Origin of the sequence: Tardiphaga sp. (genome assembly GCF_041424195.1) — a bacterium.
Taxonomy (GTDB): Bacteria; Pseudomonadota; Alphaproteobacteria; order Rhizobiales; family Xanthobacteraceae; genus Tardiphaga.
The window spans coordinates 1-1,277 of sequence record NZ_JBGMOE010000136.1 but is presented as its reverse complement, the minus strand read 5'-3'; the positions used below and the strand labels follow the sequence as shown (position 1 = coordinate 1,277).

Genomic DNA, 1,277 nt, shown 5'->3' with positions numbered 1-1,277 from the left:
TAGCAGTCTGCTGAAAAACCCCTCGCGGCGGCGCTGATTTACTGATTCAATTTGATGGTGAATCGGTGGAGGTCGGCATGCGCGGGACATTCGAGGATCAAGGCGGGCTGTTTTCATATATCTCGCCGGATGCGCGGGTGCCGCAGGACCATCCGCTAAGGAAAATCCGGGCGCTAGTCCGTGATGTGCTGGGCGAGATGAGCCGCAGCTTTTCCAGCCTCTACGCGAAGGAAGGGCGTCCCTCGATCCCGCCGGAGCAATTGCTCAGCGCGTTGCTGCTGCAGGTGTTCTATGGCATCCGCTCGGAACGCCAATTGATGGAGCAACTTGACTACAACCTGTTGTATCGCTGGTTCGTGGGGCTGTCGCCGGACGACCGGGTCTGGAACCCGACCACCTTCACGAAGAACCGTGAGCGATTGCAGAACGGCGACGTGTTCACGAAGTTCATGACCAGGCTGCTGAACCACGCCGAGGTGAAGGCGCTGTTGTCGGACGAGCATTTCTCGGTGGACGGAACGCTGATCGAAGCCTGGGCTTCCCACAAGAGCTTCCGCCCCAAGGACGGCAGTGACGGCGACGACGGCAGCAACTTCCATGGCCAGACCCGCAAGAACGACACCCATGCCTCCACCAGCGATCCCGACAGCCGGCTCTATCGCAAGGCCGCCGGCCGCGAGGCCAGGCTCTGTTATATGGGCCATGCCACCATGGAGAACCGCAATGGCCTGGCGGTCGCCGGCATGGTGACGCATGCCAGCGGCACCGCCGAGCGCCACGCTGCGGAGAAAATGCTCAAGGCCAAGGCCAAACAGGCCGGCCGTCGCATCACCGTTGGCGCGGACAAGGCCTATGACACCGCCGATCATGTCGCCAATCTGCGCGCCATCGAGGTCACGCCGCATGTGACGCAGAACAATGCCATCGGCAAGAGCGGCCGCAACCGCCGCAGCGCCATCGATGAGCGAACCACCCGCCACGAGGGCTATGGCATGTCGCAGACACGCCGCGCGATGATCGAGTGCATCTTCGGATGGGGCAAGCAACACGGTACAATGCGCAAGACCAAACATCGCGGTCTCGGCGCCGTCGCCGCCGACTTCATGCTCAACCTGATCGCCTACAACTTGATCCGCATTCCGAAACTGCTCGCCGCATAACTCCGTCGCCGTAAAGGCGACTGCGCGCGACGCCGATCAGCAAACTACACCACCATCCAGCCCGTCGATTGGATAGAAAAATAGTCTGATTTTGAGCTTTTTCAGCGGACTGCTAGG

Annotated in this window: 1 protein-coding gene; it reads left to right on the top strand. The window is 61.0% G+C overall.

Annotated elements, in window-relative coordinates:
* Positions 1 to 77: 77 nt before the first annotated feature.
* On the top strand, positions 78 to 1,160 hold the full coding sequence (locus ACEK02_RS18455; protein ID WP_371423027.1) for an IS5 family transposase: 1,083 nt from the start codon (positions 78 to 80) through the stop codon (positions 1,158 to 1,160).
* Positions 1,161 to 1,277: the final 117 nt, after the last annotated feature.